Source organism: Pseudomonas sp. BP8 (assembly GCF_017875955.1).
Lineage (GTDB): Bacteria > Pseudomonadota > Gammaproteobacteria > Pseudomonadales > Pseudomonadaceae > Aquipseudomonas.
The window spans coordinates 5,911,989-5,931,614 of the sequence record NZ_JAGINK010000001.1; the positions used below are offsets into that span (position 1 = coordinate 5,911,989).

Genomic DNA, 19,626 nt, shown 5'->3' on the forward strand with positions numbered 1-19,626 from the left:
GTCTGCCTTCTTTTCATGGCCCTTGAGGTCATACCGTTTAAGGCGGTTGCGGCTTACCAAAAATGAGCCAAGATCGTCCCCGAGAAGCCGGCCACAAGCCGGCTTTTTAATGCCTGACATAAACACTCGGAAATGGCGTAATCCGGCACCTATGACCATGGTGATGGGCGTCACTCAGCACCCAAAACCTCGCTCATACTTTCACAATCCAACTGTTCTTCGCGCCTAGATGATCGAATCAATATCCAAGTGGAAGGGAGCACCCACCACGTGGCCTCCTGTTATTGCAGCAATCGCCCGTTCATCGTCGTCGGCCGCTGGAGGGATCATTGCCAACTGCTCTGGTGCAAGATTTTCCACGTGAGCATTCCAGCGAGGCAGGCTCTCTTCCAGCAACTCGGGCTGGCCTGCGAATACGCCATAGATATCACCCTCGGTCACCCTTTTTCCCCTTAATAGACCCAGCCGGGCTCGTGTCATATGCAGTTGCTCGATCTCATTGTGAAGTCTAAGGGTGGTGGCCTGTTGAGATTGAACATACATATCCGGGCGCGCCCTCAGACTACGCGTGAGGTCGCGCAATTGGTGAGTAATGCTTTTTAAAGCATTATCGACCCAGGCAAACTCGCGCTCGGTAACCAGCGAGCGGTTGAACGCGCGTGATTCCTGCCAGCGACGCAGGCTAGCCCAGCAATTGGGAATGTAGCTGGCGACCATCTTGTGATCGGCGTTATCCAACAATTGGCGCAGAATTGATCCACGGACCGGCAATCCATCAGTTTCTCGCAGTACGCGAGCGCAGCCATGATCAAGGATGGTGCTACAGCCTGGCGCCCAGAGGATGGAGGACTTTTCTCCAGCGCCGAAATTCACCGGCATGAAATGGCGCAGGCTGCCGTGATGCGCGTAGGGTTCGCCCGCAAAGTTGACCACGCCGGTAATGAGCAACGCCAACCCAGCGGGCGCACTGAGAAGAGTTACCGCCCCTCTCGCCGCAAGATGCTTCGGTTCTGAGGTGTTCATCCACGTTGCAGGTACGCTCGGCACCGGGTCGTTGTGGTTGACGATTCGGTGATGGACAAGATCGCTGGCACCTTCAACAAACGTTTTATCGGCTGCGCGTGGGGCGCCGTAGGTGTAGAGCACGATGTCTGCATCAAAACGTTCATCACGCCGCAACATCTCAGCCAGGATCAACGCTATTGCGCCGCCCAGGCTGTGCCCAGTAATCACCAGCTTTTGACCGCTGTGAAATTTCTCCAGATAGTCAGCGACAAATGTCCTCGCCACTTTAGCCGCGCCGTAAAACCCGTTATGCACTTTGCCCACCCCTTCTTCAAAAGGCACTTGGCGTGCATCGGCGTCACGGAGGCCGTCTTGCACAACTTCACTGGTTCCGCGCACTGAGATCAATATCAGGTTTTCGTGATGGGTGATAAAGGCCTGCGTGTCTGTACTATCAGCGCGCTTACGATCATCCAGAAAGTGAAGCTTGGCGGGATTTTCCTGCGCGTCACCCAAGAGAGGATCGTTAGCCCCGGGATATAGCACAGGGTCGAACGGCACCACTTCCAAGCGTCTGGAGTAAGGCACCTCCTCATACAACGGGTAATACGCCTTGCCATGGGCCTGGGAGGCTTCCACCTGCCACAGTTCGTCAAATTGCGGCAAGGCATGACCGAACCAGTTTCCACTACTCGGTTGAGTTGGAAAGCTCACATCGTCGGTTTCTACCGGTTGTACATTGGGGTTCTGGCCAAAGTCGGTGTAGCTCAGGGTCGCCATCAGCGCCAGTTGATACAGGTTCAGCGCGCAAAACTCGTTACTGGTCGACAACATCGGCCGCAAAGCCCGCAGCGGGCGTACTTCCAGCACATGATGCTTGTTCGGCAATAGGGCAATGCCTGTTGCCGTGGGCGGGGGTGGGGCAAACCCCAGTTCAGCTATCGCCAGATCAGTGGGGGTGACGACTGTGTTCATCCCAGCTCCCGGAGCGCGATTGTTCTGGGTCGTGGATGTCTTGGGTTGGGGCGGTTTTCGAAACAGCGCGTGCACATACTTATTAGGCGGGAAGTTGCGATCGACCCGGGGTGGCAAATGTGCGATGTGCTCCACAAGCTCACTCACTTCAACTTGGAGGAAAACATCGGCCTTGTCTTGAGCAGGATTGAGCCGCGTACGGACGCCTGTGTCATTGAAGAAGCGAGTTTTCTCAGCGCGGACTTGCAGCTCGGTGATGGGGAGCGGGTAATGAGGCCTTCTTATTGAATCCTGATAAAATTTTTCTGTACCTTGATAGAGCTTTATCAATCTGAGCAGCACCGGACCACAATGGTGACCCTGCACTTTTCCGGATCCAGCCGAGTCCAGCTGACCACTATAAACCACACCTTCGTAATCAGTGATCTCATAAGTTAAACCTGCATACGGCTTACCATCACCGAACTCGTCGACCAACTGAAAACTGCTTGAGTGATCGCGTAATGGGCAGGCGTGTATACGGCCGCCAAACGATGCTTTGTCAACTTTCGCCAGGGGTTCATAAGTCATTGAGCGACATCCTTATTTTCAGTACAACCGGGATAGATTGTGCACACACGCCCGTCCAACATTCGAAAGAAGCTGAAGTCCTTGTAGTTACCATTGCAATAAGCACTCTGATCTTCAAAGCTCTCGCCCATACAGCGTTTCCAACCCCCAGGCACTTTGACCCATGTATCTCCCCAACCAGGCTTTTCCTCCTCGGCCAGCTTGATCTTCAGCCTAACGGTCTTGCCCGGCAGTTGGTCCAGCGTGTACGCCGTAAAGGGGATACTTTTGGTAACGTTGCCCTGCGTATCGGTATTTCGACAGGTAAGAATTTTTGTAATGTAACGATCGGGACCGATCGTGCGGAATAACCACTGGCACTGCCCAGAGAACTCACTCTCCCCGGCCGCGTTAAAGATGCCTTTGGAGCGTTCCATTAACTCAGGGCGCACCGCAAATCGAGCGTAGTCATAGGCGGTGTAGCTGCGCTCTTCACTTCTAGCAATAATCCCCCTAAGCTTAACTTCTACTAAATCCAACATTAGCGGACAGCCGCTTACTGTTCTGTACAGCACGATATCAATACTGGACTTGTACTCTTTAGCATTTTTATTGAATCCAACGTGCGTATTTCTCCCCCCGGGTACGCTGCATGTTTCTCCGGTGGCGGGAACATACTCGGCTGTCACATCTAACATGAAGTCAGGAGGCAGATCAGGGATAAAGGTAAAACTCTCCGACTTGCCTAGGGCAGTACAGCCCATGACAAGAACCATGCTCCCACCAAGGGCCAAGTTCTGGATAACTCGTTTCATACAATTCATCCTTGCCAGTAAAGATGCATTCAATTTCGCACAGCCCCGTGCGACAAACCTCGCAGCGCGAGCATTAGCCCGCTGCTTACTTTTAGGCGGTGCAATCCGTGTCCTGACGAAAATAACTGAACAGGGGGGTTATCATCGGCAAAGTCATCTACTAACTGAAAGTTAGTCGAGTGCCCGTGTAAGGGGAAGGCGTGGATGCCGCCAGCAAACGATGATTTATCAATGTCCGAAAAGAACTCATAAGTCATGGCGTAACATCCTTATTTTCTATACAACCGGGGTAAATGGTGCAGACACGCCCATCCAGCATCCGGAAGGTGCTGAAGTCTTTGTAATTGCCATTGCAATAAGCAGTCGAATCTTCGAAGCGCTCACCCATACAGCGCTTCCAGCCCCCAGGCACCTTGACCCAATTATCCCCCCAGCCAGGTTTCTCCTCCTCGGCCAGCTTGATCTTCAGCCTAACGGTCTTGCCCGGCAGCTGGTCCAGCGTGTACGCCTTAAAGGGGAGCCCCTTGGTCACATTGCCCTGCGTATCGGTGTTTCGACAGGTGAGAATTTTTGTGATGGTACGTTTGCGACCGATCGTGCGGAAAAACCACTGGCACTGCCCGGAGAACTCACTCTCCCCAGCTGCGTTGAAGGTGCCCTTGAAGCGTTCGTCCAACTCAGGGTAAACCCCAACTCGAGCGTAGTGATAGGCGGTGTAGCTGGCCTTTTGACTTCTGCCAATAACCCCCGTGATAGTGATTTCTACCAGGTCCAACATCAGTGGGCAGCCGCTCACTGTTCTATAGAGCACGATATCGATACTTGACTTATATTCTCTATCAATTTTATTGAATCCAACGTGCGTATTTCTCCCCCCGGGTACGCTGCATGTTTCTCCAGTGGCGGGAACGTACTCGGCCGTCACATCGAACGTGAAGTCAGGAGGCAGATCAGGGATAAAGGTAAAACTCTCCGACTTGCCTAGAACAGAACAGCCCATGACAAGAACCATGCTCCCACCAAGGGCCAAGTTCTGGATCACTCGTTTCATACGGTTCATCCTTGCCAGTAAATATGCCTTCAATTTCGCACAGCCCGTGCGACAAGCCTCGCAGCGCGAGCATAAGCCCGTTGATTACTTTAGGCAGTGCAATCCGTGTCCTGACGAAACAAACCTGAACAAGGGTTTATCATCGGAAAATTCATCTACAAACTGAAAGTTGGTCGAGTGACCGTGTAAGGGGCAGGCGTGGATACCGCCAGCAAACGATGATTTATCAATGTCTGAAAGGAGTTCATAAGTCATGGAGTTACATCCCCATTTTCTGTGCAACCGGGATAGATGGTGCAGACTCGCTCATCCAGCATCCGGAAGGTGCTGAAATCCTTGTAATTGCCGTGGCAAAATGCATCTTGATCTTCAAAACTTTCGCCCATGCAGCGTTTCCATCCCCCGTGCACCTTCACCCAAGTACCTCCCATGTAAGGGACTTCCTCCTCGGCCAGCTTGATCTTAAGCCTAACGGTCTTGCCCGGCAGTTGGTCCAGCGTGTACGCCGCAAAGGGGATACTTTTGGTAACGTTGCCCTGCGTATCGGTCTTTCGACAGGAGAGAATTTTTGTAATGTAACGATCGGGACCGATCGTGCGGAATAACCACTGGCACTGCCCGGAGAATTCACTCTCCCCGGCCGCGTTGAAGATACCTTTGGAGCGTTCCATTAACTCAGGGCGCACCGCAAATCGAGCGTAGTCATAGGCGGTGTAGCTTCGTTTTTCACTTTTAGCAATGACTCCCGTGACCTCGACCTCAACCAGACTCAACATCAGCGGGCAGCCGCTCACTGTTCTGTAGAGTACGATACCAACACTGGTTTTATATTCCTTACCCGGCTTATTGAAGCCAAGCTTTGTATTTCTCCTCCCGGGTACGCTGCATGTTTCTCCAGTGGCGGGAACGTACTCTGCCGTTGCTTCGAACGTGAAGCCAGGAGGCAGATCAGGGATAAAGGTAAAACTCTCCGACTTGCCTAGGGCAGTACAGCCCATGACAAGAACCATGCCCCCACCAAGGGCCAAGTTCTGGATCACTCGTTTCATACAGTTCATCCTTGCCAGTAAAGATGCCTTCAATTTCGCATAGCCCCGTGCGACAAGCCTCGCAGCGCGAGCATAAGCCCGTTGATTACTTAAGGCAGTGCAATCCGTGTCCTGACGAAACAAACCTGAACAAGGGTTTATCATCGGAAAAGTCATCTACAAGCTGAAAGTTGGTTGAGTGACCGTGTAAGGGGCAGGGGTTGATACCGCCAGCAAACGATGATTTATCAATGTCCGAAAGGAGTTCATAAGTCATGGAGCGACACCCTTATTTTCAGTACAACCGGGATAGATTGTGCAGACACGCCCGTCCAACATTCGAAAGAAGCTGAAGTCTTTGTAGTTACCATTGCAATAAGCACTCTGATCTTCAAAGCTCTCGCCCATACAGCGCTTCCACCCCCCAGGCACTTTGACCCATGTATCCCCCCAACCAGGCTTTTCCTCATCGGCCAGCTTGATTTTCAGCCTAACGGTCTTGCCCGGCAGTTGGTCCAGCGTGTACGCCGTAAAGGGGATACTTTTGGTAACGTTGCCCTGCGTATCGGTATTTCGACAGGTAAGAATTTTTGTAATGTAACGATCGGGACCGATCGTGCGGAATAACCACTGGCACTGCCCAGAGAACTCACTCTCCCCGGCCGCGTTAAAGATGCCTTTGGAGCGTTCCATTAACTCAGGGCGCACCGCAAATCGAGCGTAGTCATAGGCGGTGTAGCTGCGCTCTTCACTTCTAGCAATGACTCCCGTGACCTCGACCTCAACCAGATTCAACATCAGCAGGCAGCCGCTCACTGTTCTGTACAGCACGACATCAATACTGGACTTGTACTCTTTACCATTTTTATTGAATCCAACATGCGTATTTCTCCCCCCGGGCACGCTGCATGTTTCTCCAGTGGCGGGAACGTACTCGGCCGTCACTTCGAACGTGAAGTCAGGAGGCAGGTCAGAAGTAAAGGTAAAACTCTCTGACTTGCCTAGGGCAGTACAGCCCATGACAAGAACCATGCCCCCACAAAGGGCCAAGTTCTGGATCACTCGTTTCATACGGCTCCTCCCTGCCAAAACACGGCTTCCTGATGCAAGCGTTCAAAATGAAGTGCCGGCGTTTCATTGGGCCTAGGCAACCAGGACTTTGGCGGTACATAGCCCGGAGCTTGCAAACTTTGTGTGAGCAAGAAATGGATAGGTTCGGGCTCGTGCCAGCCCCAGGAACCTGCAAGGTCGAGCAGGCTGCGCAGCCAAGTGTCGATATCCTGTTGCGCGGCAAGCTCGACCAGAGTGCCCGTATGCTCCCGCATCAGGTAACGCCGGCAGTTATCGAACAGTACGTTTGCATAGGTAGTCGGCGGTGTGGGGGTATTCAGCCACGCGGGAGAGGCTGGCAGCGGGTATTGCTTGGGCGCGGGATTCTCGGCGACGCTCCACTGCTCAGCCTGCCAGTAACACACACTGGTTATTGGTCCTAGATATTCGGGGAACTGTTCGGGCCGCAGATACGCTAATGCTCGTCCCAGCACGCGGTTATCGTGCAAGCGATAGAGCGCCTGATTCGGCCGCTCGCCGGTTACCAGGCGCTCTTGCCAATGGCTGGTAAGCGCATCGAGGTCAGTATCTGCTGTGCTGGCCAACCAACCCCAATGACGTTCAGGCGACTTGAGTAATGCCTGGACAATTGGATGATCTGTCGACTCCAGAAAAAAAATACGCGGCCCGACCTTGGCCAACGAATCAGCAGGGGTGCCGAGGTACAGGTTGCGGTACCGGTCAATTCCAAGCTCGCCGGCCAGCACATTGCACTCTTCGACTTGGCCATCGCAATCCAGCATCAGGTACAGGTGTCGCCCCAGCTTGGCTTGAACATACAACCATTGCTCAAGCGTACTCATGCGATTTCTCCTGCGCCGCACAGACCATTGCGACAGGCCTCGCAGAGGGGGCAGTAGTCCACCGCTTGCTGTTTGGCGCTGGCAACGATGGACAACGGAGTGGCGATGATGGCCTGCGGCGTACTGGCCCCCGCCCGTGTGGCCTGTAATGGTGGAACACCGGCAACGGGCGCTCCACCCTGAACGATGGGCACGCTGCTGAAGATCCCTCCCGCGCTGATGACGATGTGCTGACCACCCGCCCTGAGCGTCAGGCTCATGCCGGCATCGATCACCACATTGGCGGCGGTGACATGGGCCTGTGGACCGGCCTGAATCACCAACGTACCGCTTGCCGTGGTGCTGCTGTCGCCGGAGATGGAGATCAGATCATTGCCGCCCACTGCGGTGTTACGCAGGCCTTGAGTGGTATGTAACTCATCACCCTTGATCAGGCTCGCGCTGTTGTTATCGACCTGTTCGAAACGGTCATGGCCGATCAGGCTATGGCTGTCTCTGCTGACCTGATCGCGGCGGTCATTACCGATTTGGATATCACTGTCGTTGAGGACCCGCTGCTCGATGTCGCGCTGGGCACGCAGGTAGATTTTTTCCTGACCGGCCCGGTCTTCAATCGACAGTTCGTTGTAACCGCCATTGTGCGGCGAACTGTGACTGCGCAAGACGGTTCTGGTCTTGTTCGCCGGCAAGGGGTACGGCGTGGGGGTTACCTTGTTCACCACGCACCCGGTAATTAACGGCAGGTCGGGGTTGCCTTCCAGATAGGTCACCACCACTTCCATGCCGATGCGCGGAATGGTTACCGCGCCGAAGTTCTCTCCGGCCCAACTGGAGGACACGCGCAGCCAGCAGCTACTCTTGTCGCTGCCCAGCCCAGCTCTGTCCCAGGGCAGCTCGACGCGGACTCGGCCGAACTCGTCGCAGAAGATTTCCTCTCCGGCCGGCCCCGTAACACGGGCGGTTTGGCTCGCCAGCATTGATTTGCGGGTGACCAGGGGCGGACGGTAAAACACATCCCAGGGAATCGCACTGAACGTATTGCGATAACCCTGGGTGAAACCGTCTTCCGGTTTGCTGTCGCTGGTGACCGACTCCTCAAGTGCCTGAGGCTGCTTGCCGGTGTGGTGGACGCCCAGCAGCAACCACAAATCATTGCACGTCTGGCGCGGATGCTCGGTCAGATTGAAAAAGTGGCCACTGCGCAGGCTCGGCTGATCGCTTTGCCCCTTGGCCAACTGGTAGTCGGTCCGGTGACGCTCCAGTGCTTGTCTGGCGAGTACCTTGCCACGCTCCAGGCTGTCCATGTGCACCGGGTAACGGTAGTCCTCTAGCGCCGGGCTGAACTCCGCGGTGAATTGGCTTTCCAGCAGAAAGCTCGGGCGCTTCAGGTCATAGTCGCGCCGGGCAACCGTACTGGTCCGGGTGCTGAAACGCATGGAAAAGTGGCTGACCACCGGATGATCCGCAGCCAGCCCACTGCCTTGCTGATAGGGTATTGCACCGAGCCTGGGAAAAAAGGTCTGGTCGTCAGTGAACACCAGCCGATGGCCATCCAGGCTGTGTTGGTGATGCCAGGCGATCCCGTCTTCACTGCACAGCCTCTGGACGAACTCGAAGTCGTTTTCCCCATACTGGGTGCAGTACTCACGCTCGGGGCTATGGCGGACATTGAAGGTGAATGCATCGGCCTGGATACCATGGCCCTTGAGGACCTGAGCGACGATCTGTGGCACCGTCATCTGCTGGAAAATCCGTTGGTTGTGGCTGAACTGCAGGTAATGCAGCGCCGGTACCAAGGTCAGTTGATAACGGGTCAGGCGTTTCCCGGCGTCCCCGAGAAAAACGTTTTCGATACGGCCATGAAGGCCTTCACCGTTGAGGCCGAACTGGAGAAACGCCGGCTGATTGAGCAGATTCGTCAGGTCAAAGTCAGGGTACTCGCTGACCAGCTCAACCTGGATCGCATAAAGTGTGCTGATGGCTTCAAGGCCATCAAAGGCCAGCACTTTGAAGTCGTTGCGTACAGAGGGGATCAGTAACGCGAATTGCGCGGTATCGGCCGACGCGAACATACGTTTGTCCTTAAACGGGGGAACTAGAAACGCGTGACAGAGAAGCCCTGCTGCTGCAGCACTAAACTTGAAGAGTTGTAACGAGGCCCGTCAGCACGCAATGGAAGGGTAAGTCAGGAGGCATCAATCCTCCGCCTTACCTGACTTGAGAAAAGGTAAACTGACGCGCACGCTAACAAAGTAGAAAAATAATTGCTGTAGGAAACGTCCTAAAATGCGTCAGACTTTTCAGCTATTCGCAATTTTGAATCCGCGCACAGCGAGAAAAACAGAAACTATCCTTATTCAGCCATCGCAACTATCACAGTTCCACATCACTTATAAATTAATGATCAGGCATAAGCACCAACGCAATTGCCAGATACTTTTTTAGCAAAACCAGCACGCTGGGCTTTTGAAACAATAATTCACCAAGATAAGTTCAACTCTGCGCCCCCAGCCGAATCCCCCGAGGCATAGCTATTGCGCACGATATTCTGCTAATAAGCACAGCGCTATTTTCGAGTCGGACGAGAACCACTTATGAAAACCTCAACCTTTGCCCTCGCGCTATCCCTGCTCAGCGTCGGCGTACCCGCCCTGGCGCAGCCGCAGCGGGAGCAGAAGATGGACAGCAGCCTGCTGCAGCGCCAGGACCTGGCCTACCGCTTCACGTCACTCAAGCTGGACTCGACGGACGGCAAGCGCCACTACCAACTGTGGATCGGCAAGCCTGATCGCCCGGCGCCTGCCGCGGGTTATCCGGTGTTGTGGATGCTCGATGGCAATGCTGCGCTCGGTGCGCTGACGCCAGCGCAATTGAAGACACTCGCAACCGGCCAGGCGCCTCTACTGGTCGCCGTCGGGTACCAGACCGAACAACGCATCGACCGCGCCTCGCGCACCTTCGACTACACACCGGCGTTACCAGGGCAGAGCGCGCAGCTCGACCCATTGACCGGGCTACCCAGCGGCGGCGTGGATGCGTTTCTCGACCTGTTGACCCAGCGCATGCGGCCGATGCTGTCGAGCGTTGTACCGATCGACAAGCAGCGGCAGACGCTCTGGGGGCATTCCTATGGTGGCCTGGCAGTGCTGCATGCGCTGTTCACCCGGCCGGGTGAGTTCAGTGCTTACGCCGCCGCGAGCCCGTCATTGTGGTGGCATGACGGCGCAATCGTGCGTGAGGCGCAAGGGCTGCAGCAGCGTCTGGGCGAAAGCCGTCCGCGGTTGTTGCTGATGCGCGGTGGCGACGAGCCGTCGCAGCCGCGAGGGGCGAGCAACGGTGACGGCGAGCAGCCGGCACAGCGGTTGAGGGCCGATCTGGCCAAGGTTGCGGGTGTGCAGGTGAGCTTCAAGCGCTTCGATGGGCTAGGCCATGGGCCGATGTTGCCCGCGTCACTGGGGTGGGTGATCGAGCAGATGTCTGAATGACCAGCCAAGGCGCATAGCGCCGAAGGTCGTAGACCGGCCGCTTGCCAGCAGGGTGGCAGTGTGGGGTATGCTTGGCCGGTCTTCAGGGCGGGGTGCAATTCCCCACCGGCGGTAAATCGAAAGATGAGCCCGCGAGCGCCCCGACCCTGTCGGGGGACAGCAGATCTGGTGAGATTCCAGGGCCGACGGTCATAGTCCGGATGAAAGAAGGCGTCAGGTAGGAGCCATCGGGTGCTCCTGCGCGCGCATTTTGATTCGCCCCGAGACGTTCATCGACTTTTCACGAGGAGCGTTTCATGTCCCCCAAGCATCACCAGCAATTCCCCAATGTCGCCGCAGCCATTGCTGCGTTCCAGGCTGGCCGGCCCGTCCTGCTGCTCGACGACAATGATCGCGAAGATGAAGCGGATATCGTTGCCGCCGCAGAAAACATCTCCCTGCAAACCATGGCCATGATGATCCGCGACTGCAGCGGGATCGTCTGCCTGTGCCTCGACGAAACCACGGTCGACACCCTGCAGCTGGCGCCGATGGTGCAGAACAACCAGGCCCGCCATGGCACTGGTTTCACGGTCACCATCGAGGCGGCAGAGGGCATCACCACCGGCGTTTCGGCGCATGACCGGATCACTACCATCGCCGCAGCGCTGAGCTCGACGGCCGAACAGCGCAACATCGTCAGCCCTGGGCATGTGTTCCCGCTGCGTGCGCGCAACGGCGGCGTATTGACCCGTCGTGGCCATACCGAAGGCACCGTCGACCTGGCGCGTCTGGCCGGGCTGCGTGCGGCCGGGGTGCTGTGCGAGCTGATGAATCCCGATGGCAGCATGGCCCGGGGTGAGCAGGTGGCGCTGTATGCCCGTGAGAACAACATGCCGATGCTGACCATTGAAGAGTTGGCACAGTATCGTCAGGTGTTGGTGGCGCAGGAAGCGGTGCCTGCCTGATAGATCGCTGGGACTGCTACGCAGTCCTTTCGCGACACAAGGCCGCTCCCACAGAGACCGCACCAGTTCGAGATTTAGTGCAAGACAGAATCTCCCACATCTACCGCGTTCAGCCTGTGGATCAGGGCACGGCACGGATTGAGTGTGGGAGCGGAACGGGCCTTGCGCTGCTTGATCGAATCCGGCGGCCCGACCAGCAGCCCCAGCAGATAGACTAGCGCGCTGTAGCCGAGCAGGATGCCCAGCGACTGCAGGCTGAAGCTGGCCACCAAGGCGTAACTGGCGGCCAACAGCAGGGCGTTCTGCACTCGCACACTGCCGCACAGGCTCCAGTAGAGGATGAAGAACAGCGTGAAGCACAGGCCAAATTCGATCGAAAGGAAGCTCACAACGTCGTCCGTTACATGACGTCAGAGAGGAGACAGCAAGGCCCTGTAGGCCGCAGCGCAGAGCGGGCGGGATTATGTCAGTTGGGTCAAGGCGTCACAATCTGGATCGGTCCCAGATTGCAATACGAATTCTCCGACGCTAATGCTACAAAATGCGTCAAAATTCCCGCCCTGCGCATTACCGCTGATGAACCAGCCCTCCCCCCCTCCCGGCCTCGCCAATTTGCTCCAAATGCCCCGCTCTGCTAGTGTCGCGCCGTTCTGAATGCCACCGAGACAGTCGCCATGGCCCGCAAAAAAACCTCCATCGATTTCGAGCAATCCCTCGCTGACCTGCAAGCGCTGGTCGAGCGCCTGGAGAACGGCGAGTTGTCGCTGGAAGAGTCGCTGGCCGCCTTCGAGCAAGGCATCGCCCTGACCCGAGACTGCCAGGGCGCCCTCGCCCAGGCCGAACAGAAGGTGCAGATCCTCCTTGAACGCGACGGCGAACTGGCCGCGCAGCCCTTCGATGCGGAGCCGGAGGCATGATCAGCGCCTACCAGGCCACCTGCCAGGCTCGCGTCGACGCTGCCCTCGAGCCGCTGTTCCAGGCGCCGTCCGCTGAACTGCAACGGCTCTATGCCGCCATGCGCTACAGCGTCATGAACGGCGGCAAGCGCGTGCGCCCGCTGCTCGCCTACGCCGCTTGCGAAGCCTTTGGCAGCGCAGCCGAGCAGGCCAACGGCGCGGCCTGCGCGGTTGAGCTGATTCACGCTTACTCGCTGGTTCACGATGACCTGCCGGCGATGGACGACGACGACCTGCGTCGCGGCCAACCAACCACGCATAAGGCGTTTGACGAGGCCTGCGCGATCCTCGCGGGCGATGGCCTGCAGAGCCTGGCCTTCAGCGCACTGCTCGACGCCGAGCTGAGCCCGCAGTCCGATGCCATCCGTCTCGCCATGGTGCAGACCCTGGCCCAGGCTGCAGGCCCGGCCGGTATGGTCGGTGGCCAAGCGATCGACCTTGGTTCGGTGGGCGTGAAGCTCGACCAGAAGGCGCTGGAATTCATGCACCGGCACAAGACCGGCGCGCTGATCGAAGCCAGCGTGCGCCTCGGCGCCCTGGCCAGTGCCCGCGCCGAACCGGCCCAGCTCGATGCCCTGCAGGTCTATGCCCGGGCGATCGGCCTGGCTTTCCAGGTGCAGGACGATATTCTCGACGTCGAAAGCGACACCGCGACCCTGGGCAAGCGCCAGGGTGCTGACATAGCCCGTGACAAACCGACCTACCCGGCCCTGCTTGGGCTCGACGCGGCCAAGGCCTATGCTGTCGAACTGCGCGACCAGGCGCTAGAGGCGCTGAATGGCTTTGGCGCAAACGCCGAGGCGCTGCGGGCGCTGGCCCGCTACATCGTCGAACGCCGCCACTAAAAACGCGCAACGTGACGCGGGCTTGTCCCTCGATAGCGGTGGTGAAGTCCGCCATGCAATCGCGGGGCAAGCATGCTCCCACGTACACCCGTCTGCATGGGCAGCTTCCTACACAATGGGGTAAACTGCCCCGTCTTCAAACTATAACGACTCGCCTGATGCCCACGACGTTTCAAGAGATCCCCCGCGAACGCCCGGTCACCCCGTTGCTGGACCGCGCCGATACGCCCGCCGGTTTGCGTCGGCTGGCTGAAGCCGACCTGGAGAACCTGGCCGACGAGTTGCGCCAGGAGTTGCTCTATACCGTTGGTCAGACCGGCGGGCATTTTGGTGCCGGCCTGGGCGTCATCGAGCTGACGGTAGCCCTGCACTACGTCTTCGATACCCCCGACGACCGCCTGGTGTGGGACGTCGGCCATCAGGCCTACCCGCACAAGATCCTCACCGGTCGCCGCCAGCGCATGCTCAGCCTGCGTCAGAAGGACGGCGTCGCCGCCTTCCCACGGCGCGTCGAAAGTGAGTACGACACCTTTGGCGTCGGCCACTCCAGCACGTCGATCAGTGCCGCGCTGGGCATGGCTATCGCCGCCCGCCTGCAGAACAACCCGCGCAAGTCGATCGCGGTGATCGGTGACGGCGCGCTGACCGCGGGCATGGCCTTCGAGGCGTTGAACCACGCCCAGGAGGTCAACGCCGACATGCTGGTGATCCTCAATGACAACGACATGTCGATCTCGCGCAACGTCGGCGGCTTGTCCAACTACCTGGCCAAGATCCTTTCCAGCCGTACCTACGCGAGCATGCGCGAGGGCAGCAAGAAAGTCCTCTCGCGTCTGCCCGGCGCCTGGGAAATCGCCCGCCGCACCGAGGAATACGCCAAGGGCATGCTGGTCCCCGGCACCCTGTTCGAAGAACTCGGCTGGAACTACATCGGCCCGATCGACGGCCACGACCTGCCGACCCTGATTGCCACCCTGCGCAACATGCGTGACCTCAAGGGCCCGCAGTTCCTCCACGTGGTAACCAAGAAGGGCAAGGGTTTCGCTCCGGCCGAGGCCGATCCGATCGGCTACCACGCGATCACCAAGCTGGAGCCGGCCGACAAACCGGTTGCGCCGAAACAGGCCAGCGGGCCGAAGTACTCGGCGGTGTTTGGCCAGTGGCTGTGCGACATGGCCGCCGCCGACAATCGCCTGGTCGGTATCACCCCGGCGATGAAGGAAGGCTCCGACCTGGTCGACTTCAGCGAACGTTATCCACAGCGCTACTTCGACGTCGCCATCGCCGAGCAGCACGCGGTGACCCTGGCCGCGGGCATGGCCTGTGAGGGCGCCAAACCGGTGGTGGCGATCTACTCGACGTTCCTCCAGCGCGCCTATGACCAGTTGATTCATGACGTGGCGGTGCAGAACCTCGATGTGCTGTTCGCCATCGATCGCGCGGGCCTGGTCGGCGAAGACGGCCCGACCCACGCAGGCAGCTATGACTTGTCGTACCTGCGTTGCATCCCGGGCATGCTGGTGATGACCCCTAGCGACGAGAACGAGCTGCGCAAGATGCTCAGCACCGGCCATCTTTACAACGGTCCGGCAGCCGTGCGCTATCCACGCGGGACCGGCCCGAATGCAGCGATCAGCGCAGATCTGCTGCCGTTGGAAATCGGCAAGGGCGTGGTTCGCCGCCAGGGCGAAAAGGTCGCCTTGCTGGTGTTCGGCGTACAACTGGCCGAGGCCCTGCAGGTGGCCGAGCGGATCAATGCGACCGTGGTCGACATGCGCTTCGTCAAGCCTCTGGATGAAGCGTTGGTCCGTGAGCTGGCGGCCGGTCATGAGCTGCTGGTGACTATCGAAGAAAACGCCATCATGGGCGGCGCTGGCGCTGCAGTCGGTGAGTTCCTGGCCAGCGAGGCGCTGCTCAAGCCGCTGCTGCACCTGGGGCTGCCGGATGTGTATGTCGAGCATGCCAAGCCTGCGCAGATGCTGGCCGAGTGCGGGCTGGATGCGGCGGGGATCGAAGCTTCGGTGGTTGCGCGGATGGCCAAGCTCGGTCTTTGAAATGTTGGGGGCGCTTTGCGCCCCATTCGCGGGACAAGCCCGCTCCTACAGAATGGGTGCAAGCCCTGTAGGAGCGGGCTTGTCCCGCGAATGCGAAGGAACTGCCCATGAAGCGCCCCACCCTTGCCACCCTGCTCTGCCTGCCCACGACCCTGCTCGCCGCCGAACCCGGCCGTGACGACGCCCTGAAGCTGCCCGACGTCCTCATCAGCGCCAGCCGCCAGGTCGAATCACGCACGGCCACCAGCGCCGCCAACACGGTCTTCACCCGCACCGACATCGACCGCCTGCAACCCACCAGCGTCACCGACCTGCTCACCCGCGTTCCCGGCGTGCAGGTCGCGCCTACCGGTGGCCGCGGCGGCCAACCGAGTATCTTCATCCGCGGCACCAAGTCTGCCCAGAGCCTGGTGCTGGTCGACGGTGTACGCATCGCCAACGCCACCTCCGGCGACAGCGGCCTGCAGTTTCTCGACATCGACCAGATCGAACGCATCGAAGTCTTGCGCGGCTCGCGCTCGGCGGTCTACGGCAGCGACGCCATCGGCGGGGTGATCCAGATTTTCACCCGCCGCAGCAGCGGCCCCGGCCTGCAACCGCGCCTGCGCCTGGCGGCTGGCAGCAACCAGACCTGGCAGCGCAGCCTGGGCGTGTCGGGCGGTGACGGCGCCACCCGCTTCAACCTCGGCGCCAGCCTGGATGAAACCGCCGGTATCGACTCGACCGGGACATCCTTCGCCAGTGATGGTGAGCATGACGCGTACCGCAACAAGTCACTCAACCTGAGCCTCAGCCATACCTTCGGCGAACGTCTGGAAGCCGGCCTGAATCTGCTCGATAGCCGGGGGCGCAGCGAATACGACAATCCGTTCGGTCGCTTCGACCCAGTCAGCTTCAACAGCTTCGGCCAGCAGCCATACACCGACTTCAGCGTCAGCAGCCTGGGCACTTACCTCGACGCGCAGCTCACTGACGCCTGGCACTCGCGCCTTGAGCTGGCCCACAGCGAAAACCGCGACGACAAGCGCGACAAGCTCAGTGATGAGCGCTTCGTGTTCAACACTTACCGCGACCAGCTCACCTGGCAGAACGACCTGGCGCTGGGCGATAGCCACAACCTGCTGGTGGGCGGCGACTGGTATGAGGATCGGGTGCACGCCAGTACCGACTTCAGCGAAGACAGCCGCTGGAACCGCGCCGCCTTTCTCCAGCACCGCTTTACCGGCGAGCATTTTTCCACCGAGCTTGGTGTGCGCCGCGACCAGAACCAGCAGTTCGGCGGCCAGACTACGTGGAGCGGCAGCCTGACCGTGCCGTTGAATCCGAACAACGACGTGCTGCTGTCGTACAGCGAAGGCTTCCGCGCGCCGACCTTCAATGATCTGTACTACCCGCAGTTCAGCAACCCAGCGCTGGACCCTGAGCACTCGAAAACCATCGAGCTGCAATGGCGCAGCCAGCTCACCGGTAGCACGCGCCTGGAAACCTCGCTGTACCGCACCGACCTGCGCGACGCGATCATCTTCGGCCAGGACTCGATACCGCGTAACGTGGCCTCGGCGCGAATCAATGGTTTCGAGCTGGCTTTGCAGCAGCAATGGGCTGGCTGGCAGGGCCAATTGGGACTGGCCCTGATCGACCCGCGTGACCGCGACTCCGGCCACACCCTGGCGCGCCGCGCCAAGCGCACCCTGAGCCTGGACCTGGATCGCCAGTTCGAGCGCTTCGGTGTAGGCGCCAGCTGGCAGGCTGTGAGCAGCAGTTTCGATGATGAGGCCAACCGCAACTCGATTGCCGGCTACGGCTTGCTCGGCCTGCGCAGCAGTTGGCAGGCGAGCAGCGAGGTGAAGTTCGAGGCGAAGCTGGATAACCTGCTGGACAAGCGCTACAGCCGCGCCCTGTACAGCTACGACGGCGCCAATTACGGCTACCGCGAAGAGGGCCGTACCTGGCTGTTGAGCCTTACCTGGACGCCGGCACTCTAGCCTCGAGCAGCGCACACAATCTGGCCGTGGCCTCGATCATCTGTCCGCTGGGCCGCTCCAGGCCTTTGTCTGGCACCACCAGCAAGCGCTTGCCGGCGCTGGCGCTGAGCTTGGGCCAGGCACGCCATGGCTGCAGTTGCGCGTCATCTGCCGCGAGAATCACGTCGGGATCACGCGCCAGCACCGACTCGATGCTGACCAACGGTGCAGGTTGTGGCAGATCAGCAAACACGTTGCGCGCACCACAGACCTGCAAGGCAGCACTGACAATCTGCTGCCCGCCCAAGGTGTACAACGGCTTGTCCCAGACCTGGTAGAACACCGTCAACGGCCGCTCGCGCCGGTAGCGCTCACGCAACCCCTGCAGCCGTTGACGCAAACCCGCTGCATAACGCCGCCCCTGCTCTGCTCGCCCGACCCGTACCGCAATGGCCTCGATGTGTTCGATCAGCTGGTCGAGGTCCTTGGCTTCGTCGCTGAAGGTGGCGATGCCCAGGCGCTGAAGCTGGTCGCGCTGGGCCGCTGTGACACTGCCCGGCCAGAGCAAGAGCAGGTCCGGCTGCAAACTGAGCAGGCGCTCGATGTTCAGCTGACCATGGCGCCCCACCGACGGCAATTGCGCCAGGGCTGCAGGCCGTTCACTGCCATCGAGCACGCCGACCAACAGGTCATCCGCCTGCAACTCGAGCATGATTTCAGTCATTGAGGGCGCCAGGCTGATCACCCGTAACGGCTCAGCGGCTTGAGCGCCGCCGGCCATCATCAGCAGCAGGCCAAGGACCCGACGCATCAGCCCAGCTGACGCGGAATGCGATAGAGGTAGAGCAGGACGGCCGTGGACAAGGCCAAGAGAATCTGTGCGACCGCCTCGAGCCCGACCAGAACCGACAGCGCGGCAACCCAGGCAGGGATGCAGGCGTAGACCATGGCGATGCGTCGCACCCGGGCCAACTCGATCCAGGCCGGCGGCTCTTCAGCCGTCCCGAGCACCTGCGAGGTCGCGATCACTGCCCGCTTGTACGCGCCAAAGCGCGGCAGGCTGAGAAACATGGTCGCCGCACCGGCGATGAACAGCGGCATCGCCAGTACCGGGATCAAGCCGTCGCCACCGCCAAACGCCCAGGCCATCACCGGCAACGGCAGCAAGCCCAGGGCAAGGTACTGCCACCAGGCCAGCGCCAGCCGCTGCTTGACCTCACTGCGGGTCACGCTTGAGGCACCTCACCTTGATGCTCAGTGCCCATCATGTGGCCGAGCTTGCCGGCTTTGGTGGCCAGATAAAGGCGGTTATGCGGGTTGTGACCGGTGTGCAGCGGCACCCGCTCGGCGACGTTGATGCCCATGCTGGTCAATGCCTTGACCTTGCGCGGGTTGTTGGTCATCAGGCGCAGGGCCTTGATACCGAGGTGCTCGAGCATCGGCAGGCACATGGCGTAGTCACGCTGGTCGGCGGCAAAACCCAGGCGCTCGTTGGCTTCGACGGTGTCGGCACCACCATCCTGCAGCTCGTAGGCGCGGATCTTGTTCAGCAGGCCGATGCCACGGCCTTCCTGACGCAGGTACAGCAACACGCCGCGGCCTTCGCGGGCGATGGCCTGGAGGGCAGCTTCCAGCTGCGAGCCGCAGTCGCAACGCTGGCTGAACAAGGCATCACCGGTCAGGCACTCGGAATGCAGGCGCCCGAGTACCGGCTCGCCATCTGCGATATCACCCAGGCTGAGCACCACGTGCTCACGGCCGGTGGCTTCGTCGAGAAAGCCATGCATGGTGAAGGTCGCGAAGGGAGTCGGGAGTTTCGAGGCGGCAACAAAGACGACGGGCACGTTGTGCTCCTGATTAGTAACTTGGAATTTCACGTTGGCAGATTGTATCAGCAGGCTCACGCGCGTGCGCAGGCTGAATATCGCGGCTTAAGATCGAAAAGTTCGATGCTTATTGAACATTGTAGGGTGTCAGTGGCGGCCTCTTCGCGGGGCAAGCCCGCTCCTACAGGGTTTTGCAGCGCCGCCTAAACCTGT

Annotated in this window: 18 protein-coding genes and 1 riboswitch; of the genes, 6 read left to right on the top strand and 12 right to left on the bottom strand. The window is 59.2% G+C overall.

What is annotated here, in order from left to right:
• Positions 1 to 225 precede the first annotated feature (225 nt).
• The 8 genes from J3B00_RS25965 to J3B00_RS26000 all read right to left on the bottom strand — a co-directional run bounded on the left by J3B00_RS25965 (position 226) and on the right by J3B00_RS26000 (position 9,408).
• Positions 226 to 2,550, bottom strand: a complete 2,325-nt coding sequence (locus tag J3B00_RS25965; protein ID WP_209874260.1) for a lipase family protein — start codon at positions 2,548 to 2,550, stop codon at positions 226 to 228.
• A complete protein-coding gene (locus tag J3B00_RS25970) occupies positions 2,547 to 3,344 on the bottom strand; it encodes a hypothetical protein (protein WP_209874264.1) in 798 nt (265 codons plus the stop codon). The genes J3B00_RS25965 and J3B00_RS25970 overlap by 4 nt, the downstream gene beginning before the upstream one ends.
• A 29-nt stretch (positions 3,345 to 3,373) precedes the next feature.
• Positions 3,374 to 3,601 (bottom strand): hypothetical protein, encoded by a 228-nt coding sequence (locus J3B00_RS25975; RefSeq protein ID WP_209874267.1) that lies wholly within the window; start codon positions 3,599 to 3,601, stop codon positions 3,374 to 3,376.
• The gene (locus J3B00_RS25980; protein WP_209874270.1) at positions 3,598 to 4,395 is read right to left on the bottom strand and encodes a hypothetical protein; all 798 of its coding nucleotides are present in this window, start codon (positions 4,393 to 4,395) and stop codon (positions 3,598 to 3,600) included. The genes J3B00_RS25975 and J3B00_RS25980 overlap by 4 nt, the downstream gene beginning before the upstream one ends.
• Before the next feature lie 251 nt (positions 4,396 to 4,646).
• Positions 4,647 to 5,444 carry a hypothetical protein gene (locus tag J3B00_RS25985; RefSeq protein ID WP_209874273.1) on the bottom strand — a complete coding sequence of 266 codons (798 nt, stop codon included), beginning with the start codon at positions 5,442 to 5,444 and terminating at the stop codon, positions 4,647 to 4,649.
• Positions 5,445 to 5,696: 252 nt separating this feature from the next.
• The gene (locus J3B00_RS25990; protein WP_209874276.1) at positions 5,697 to 6,494 is read right to left on the bottom strand and encodes a hypothetical protein; all 798 of its coding nucleotides are present in this window, start codon (positions 6,492 to 6,494) and stop codon (positions 5,697 to 5,699) included.
• Positions 6,491 to 7,336 (bottom strand): DUF4123 domain-containing protein, encoded by an 846-nt coding sequence (locus J3B00_RS25995; RefSeq protein ID WP_209874279.1) that lies wholly within the window; start codon positions 7,334 to 7,336, stop codon positions 6,491 to 6,493. Before J3B00_RS25995 ends, J3B00_RS25990 begins: the two co-directional genes overlap by 4 nt.
• A complete protein-coding gene (locus J3B00_RS26000) occupies positions 7,333 to 9,408 on the bottom strand; it encodes a type VI secretion system tip protein VgrG (protein WP_209874282.1) in 2,076 nt (691 codons plus the stop codon). The genes J3B00_RS25995 and J3B00_RS26000 overlap by 4 nt, the downstream gene beginning before the upstream one ends.
• Before the next feature lie 522 nt (positions 9,409 to 9,930).
• Between J3B00_RS26000 and J3B00_RS26005 the strand changes: the two genes are divergently transcribed.
• Entirely contained in the window at positions 9,931 to 10,821 is an 891-nt protein-coding gene (locus J3B00_RS26005) for an alpha/beta hydrolase (protein WP_209874285.1), read from the top strand.
• Between the two features lie 74 nt (positions 10,822 to 10,895).
• Positions 10,896 to 11,037, top strand: a riboswitch (FMN riboswitch).
• An 80-nt stretch (positions 11,038 to 11,117) separates the two neighbouring features.
• Entirely contained in the window at positions 11,118 to 11,768 is a 651-nt protein-coding gene (gene ribB, locus J3B00_RS26010) for a 3,4-dihydroxy-2-butanone-4-phosphate synthase (protein WP_209874288.1), read from the top strand.
• 74 nt (positions 11,769 to 11,842) lie between these two features.
• On the opposite strand, the gene J3B00_RS26775 is transcribed toward ribB, so the two are convergent.
• Positions 11,843 to 12,157, bottom strand: coding sequence for a hypothetical protein (locus J3B00_RS26775; RefSeq protein ID WP_245362631.1), 315 nt, complete (start codon positions 12,155 to 12,157; stop codon positions 11,843 to 11,845).
• A 285-nt stretch (positions 12,158 to 12,442) separates the two neighbouring features.
• Between J3B00_RS26775 and J3B00_RS26020 the strand changes: the two genes are divergently transcribed.
• From J3B00_RS26020 to J3B00_RS26035, 4 genes are all read left to right on the top strand, one after another.
• Positions 12,443 to 12,685 carry an exodeoxyribonuclease VII small subunit gene (locus J3B00_RS26020; protein WP_028690287.1) on the top strand — a complete coding sequence of 81 codons (243 nt, stop codon included), beginning with the start codon at positions 12,443 to 12,445 and terminating at the stop codon, positions 12,683 to 12,685.
• Positions 12,682 to 13,569: a (2E,6E)-farnesyl diphosphate synthase gene (gene ispA / locus J3B00_RS26025; RefSeq protein ID WP_209874291.1), complete on the top strand. Its 888-nt coding sequence runs from the start codon at positions 12,682 to 12,684 to the stop codon at positions 13,567 to 13,569. The genes J3B00_RS26020 and ispA overlap by 4 nt, the downstream gene beginning before the upstream one ends.
• 158 nt (positions 13,570 to 13,727) lie before the next feature.
• Complete coding sequence (gene dxs / locus J3B00_RS26030; RefSeq protein ID WP_209874295.1) at positions 13,728 to 15,623, top strand: 1-deoxy-D-xylulose-5-phosphate synthase; 1,896 nt, start codon at positions 13,728 to 13,730, stop codon at positions 15,621 to 15,623.
• A gap of 107 nt (positions 15,624 to 15,730) precedes the next feature.
• Positions 15,731 to 17,608: a TonB-dependent receptor gene (locus J3B00_RS26035; RefSeq protein ID WP_209874298.1), complete on the top strand. Its 1,878-nt coding sequence runs from the start codon at positions 15,731 to 15,733 to the stop codon at positions 17,606 to 17,608.
• On the opposite strand, the gene J3B00_RS26040 is transcribed toward J3B00_RS26035, so the two are convergent.
• The 3 genes from J3B00_RS26040 to ribA are packed head-to-tail and all read right to left on the bottom strand — an operon-like array spanning position 17,586 to position 19,431.
• Positions 17,586 to 18,398, bottom strand: coding sequence for a cobalamin-binding protein (locus J3B00_RS26040; protein ID WP_209874301.1), 813 nt, complete (start codon positions 18,396 to 18,398; stop codon positions 17,586 to 17,588). The genes J3B00_RS26035 and J3B00_RS26040 overlap by 23 nt on opposite strands.
• Complete coding sequence (locus J3B00_RS26045) at positions 18,398 to 18,817, bottom strand: MFS transporter (RefSeq protein WP_209874304.1); 420 nt, start codon at positions 18,815 to 18,817, stop codon at positions 18,398 to 18,400. The genes J3B00_RS26040 and J3B00_RS26045 overlap by 1 nt, the downstream gene beginning before the upstream one ends.
• Complete coding sequence (ribA, locus tag J3B00_RS26050) at positions 18,814 to 19,431, bottom strand: GTP cyclohydrolase II (RefSeq protein WP_119138138.1); 618 nt, start codon at positions 19,429 to 19,431, stop codon at positions 18,814 to 18,816. The genes J3B00_RS26045 and ribA overlap by 4 nt, the downstream gene beginning before the upstream one ends.
• Positions 19,432 to 19,626: the final 195 nt, after the last annotated feature.